This window comes from Amycolatopsis sp. cmx-4-61 (genome assembly GCF_046548775.1).
In the GTDB taxonomy this organism is placed as follows: Bacteria; Actinomycetota; Actinomycetes; order Mycobacteriales; family Pseudonocardiaceae; genus Amycolatopsis.
The window spans coordinates 1-3698 of sequence record NZ_JAEBEI010000051.1; the positions used below are offsets into that span (position 1 = coordinate 1).

3 protein-coding genes and 1 pseudogene are annotated in these 3698 nt (G+C 66.3%); 1 reads left to right on the top strand and 3 read right to left on the bottom strand.

The annotated features are described in order from the left end of the window. Positions 1-121 (bottom strand): annotated as a pseudogene (locus ACLJOU_RS46775) (IS5/IS1182 family transposase); the annotation flags it as partial. A gap of 62 nt (positions 122-183) precedes the next feature. Continuing rightward, complete coding sequence (locus ACLJOU_RS46780; RefSeq protein WP_410575764.1) at positions 184-603, bottom strand: cytochrome P450; 420 nt, start codon at positions 601-603, stop codon at positions 184-186. A gap of 80 nt (positions 604-683) precedes the next feature. Between ACLJOU_RS46780 and ACLJOU_RS46785 the strand changes: the two genes are divergently transcribed. Next, positions 684-1991, top strand: coding sequence for an IS256 family transposase (locus ACLJOU_RS46785; protein ID WP_410575765.1), 1308 nt, complete (start codon positions 684-686; stop codon positions 1989-1991). A 16-nt stretch (positions 1992-2007) separates the two neighbouring features. Here ACLJOU_RS46785 and ACLJOU_RS46790 read toward each other — a convergent pair whose 3' ends face one another. Beyond that, positions 2008-2787 (bottom strand): hypothetical protein, encoded by a 780-nt coding sequence (locus ACLJOU_RS46790; protein WP_410575766.1) that lies wholly within the window; start codon positions 2785-2787, stop codon positions 2008-2010. Between the last annotated feature and the right edge of the window lie 911 nt (positions 2788-3698).

Sequence of the window (3698 nt, forward strand, 5' to 3'; positions counted from 1 at the left end):
CACGAGCGTCCAGCGGAGCAGTGCCACCACCCTGCGGACGCGACTCGAACACCGGGATCAACGGCTCCGCCAACTCCCACAACTCATCCGGCACCAACCGCAACGACAACCGGTCAACCACAACCAAGATCATCGCTCACCAGCGGTCGATCACCACGTAAGACACGCTCTTAGCGTCGCTGCTCACCCGGTCCAGGTCAACGGCAGGCTATTCAGCCCGCACATCTCGCGGACGGGGTACACCGAGAAGACGTCGGGGATCGCCCACTCGCCGGGCAGTTCGGCCAGCATCGTGGCGATCAACACCTCAGTCTCCAGTCGAGCTAGCAGTGCCCCGATGCAGAAGTGGATGCCGGGCCCGAACGCGATCTGCCCTCCTGGTTTCCTGTCGATCGAGAAGGTATCGGCGTCGGCGAACGCCTCCGGGTCGCGATTCGCCGATCCGAGCCACGGGGACACCATCGCGCCGGCGGGGATCACCTGGTCGTACATCCGCACGTCGCGACTCGCGCGCCGGAACGATGCCTGCACCGGCGAGACGTAGCGCAGCACTTCCTCGATCACCGTGGGCAGCATCGCTGGGTCGAGCCGCAGCCGGCGCATCAGATCGACATCATCTTGTATACAAAGGACGGTGTTGGTGATCAGGTGGGACTGTAAAACGAGCGGTGTAACTCCCGATCATGGAAGTGCACCTGATGACCGACATGATGTCCGGCGTGGAGAACGCTGAGGACTCGAAGTCCGAGACCGGCCTGGATGGCCTGGACGAGCAGCTCGTCGAACAGTTGGTGAGCCGCGCCCGGGCCGATGGGCTGGCGCTGACCGGTGAGGGCGGGGTGCTGGCGCAGCTGACCAAGCGGCTGCTGGAGTCCGCGCTCGAGGGCGAGATCACCGACCACCTCGGCTATGACAAGCACGACCCGGCCGGCCGCGGGACCGGCAACTCACGCAACGGCACCCGCTCCAAGACCGTGCTGACTGACGTCGGCCCGGTCCAGATCGACGTGCCGCGTGACCGGGATGCCAGCTTCGAACCGAGGATCGTGGCCAAGCGGCAGAAACGCCTGGGCGGGGTGGACGAGATGGTGATCTCGCTGGCGGCGAAGGGCCTCACGACCGGGGAGATCTCGGCGCACCTGGCCGAGGTTTATGGCGCCGAGGTGTCCCGGCAGACGATCTCCACGATCACCGACAAGGTCATCGAGGGCATGGTCGAGTGGCAGAACCGGCCACTCGACCCGGTGTATCCGGTGATCTTCATCGACGCCATCCACGTCAAGATCCGCGACGGGCAGGTCGCCAACCGGCCGATCTACGTTGCGCTCGCGGTGACGTGTGAGGGCCGGCGCGACATCCTCGGCCTATGGGCCGGTGACGGCGGCGAGGGAGCCAAGTACTGGCTGCACGTACTCACCGAACTGAAGAACCGCGGTGTCGCCGACGTGCTGATGGTCGTGTGTGACGGCCTGACCGGGCTGCCTGATGCGATCACGACCGTCTGGCCGGCCACGATCACCCAAACCTGCATCGTGCACCTGCTGCGCAACAGCTTCCGCTACGCGGGCCGCCAGCACTGGGACGCGATCGCCAAGGCCCTCAAGCCGGTCTACACCGCGGCCACGGAGGCCGCCGCGCGGGAGCGGTTCGCCGAGTTCGCGCAGGACTGGGGAGCCCGGTATCCGGCGATCGTGCGGTTGTGGGACAACGCCTGGGCGGAGTTCGTGCCGTTCCTGGCCTTCGATCCGGAGATCCGGCGGGTGATCTGCTCGACCAACGCGATCGAGAGCGTCAACGCCCGCATCCGCCGCGCGGTAAAGGCCCGCGGGCACTTCCCGAACGAGCAGGCCGCGCTCAAGTGCGTCTACATGGCGATCATGAGCCTGGACCCGACCGGCGCCGGCCGCAAACGCTGGACCATGCGGTGGAAACCCGCGCTGAACGCGTTCGAGATCGCCTTCGACGGCCGCCTGGCCGCCGGACGCAAGTAGTTCCCTTCAACCCGAGTTACACCGTTCGTTTGACAGACCCGATCAGGTGCGTGGTCGTCTCCGTACCTCCGAGTAACAACAGTTTGCAGAACTGGAGGATGTCGCGGTCGGTAAGGAGTGCGCCCCCTTCCTCCGCCTGCACGGCACCGCTGATCAGGTCGGATCCGGGTCGCTGGCGGCGCTCGGCGATGATGTCGATGAAGTATCGGTCCATCTCGGCGAGGATCGCACTATGTTCAGCGTCGGAGCCGTACACCTGGGTGTGCATGAACGCGTCGGTCCAGCGCCGGAAGTCGTCTGTACGGTCCAGATCGATGCCGAGCAACGAGCCAATGACCATGGTGGGAAGTACACGCCCCAAGGCGGTCACCACGTCCAAGGTGTCACCTGTCGCGGCGTTCCTGACCAGGTCGGTACTGAGTACATGGATCTGCTCGCGCATCCCGGCGATCCGGCGGGCGGTGAACGCCTGGTTGGCCAGACCCCGCAGCTCACGGTGCCGAGGGGGATCGACCCGCAACATGGTGCCTCTGACCGGATCGTCCGAAGGGGCCTCCGGCATTTCGTTGCTGAAATCGCCCGAATCCGTCATCGCACGCCGAACGTCGGCGTACCGGAAGATCCCCCAGACCCCGCTTTCGGGGTCCAGCGCGACCGGCGCGTGCCGGCGCATGTGTCGGTACCAATCGAATCGTGCCGCCAGCTGTTCACCAAGGTGCCAGTCGGACACCATATGGGAGCCTGTGGACGGCTCGCGGCCGAAGAACGCGTTGAGAGTAACCAAGCTGCTCGACATGGTGCTTCCCGATCCTGTCGAAGTGGCCACCGTTGCCCACGGATCTACAACGAGCCGCACGGCATCAGCTCCTCGCTGGCCGACCGGGCCGCGAAGGATCAAAAGGGTCCTGATTGGGATGTTAGTAGCTAATCTGAGCCTGTGGAAGTTCATGGCTTGATGGCGTACCCTTTCGGGAAGCCGGAGGGCCTGTCGCTCGACCCGAGGTGCTGGGTTCTGGTGTCCAGCGGGGTCTCGTCCGCGTCCAGCCTCCCAGCGGGGGCGGGCCCTGGTTGGCGATCAGCATTCAAGACGTCCGCACGATCCTGGACTCCAGGCGGTTCCACCGGCCGTTGGGGAGCCCTGTCTGCCGGAGAGAGCCGGCTGATCCAGCTCACCGACCGATCGTCGATCAGGTCTCCCAGCAGCCGGCACGCGAGGGACCCGGTCCCACGTGGTGCGGTTCGCCGGTATCGGTCAGTTCACCCTGCGCCTCGCCGCGGCGAGGGCGGCGCCGACCGCCGCGGAGAAGACCCCGTAGCCCGCGACCGGTGCATCCGGGAGGTCGATCGCCGGCGGTCCGTACGGGTCGTCGGGGTCGATGCCGACTTGCACGATGCCGGCGACGAACTCGAGGGTCTCTTGGCGGCGTCGGCGGGGATGCGCGGTGTGCGAGCAGATCGCCGCAGGGTGCTGCAGAAGCGCGTCATCCGCCGCGTTCGGCGCGTCTGCCGCCGAGCCTGCGGGGGGGCGATCACGTGAGCAGCGTGGTCGGTTTTCACGTTCGTCCCCATCGCAGCGCCCGGCGGCTAGGGCGTGTCCTGTAAGTGGTGGAGCTGGACCTCTGGTAGTCGTGTCCGGTGGTTGGTCGCGGTGAGTTGACAGATAAGGCGTGGGCGGTGATCGCGCCGTTGCTGCCGCCGCAGCAGGGC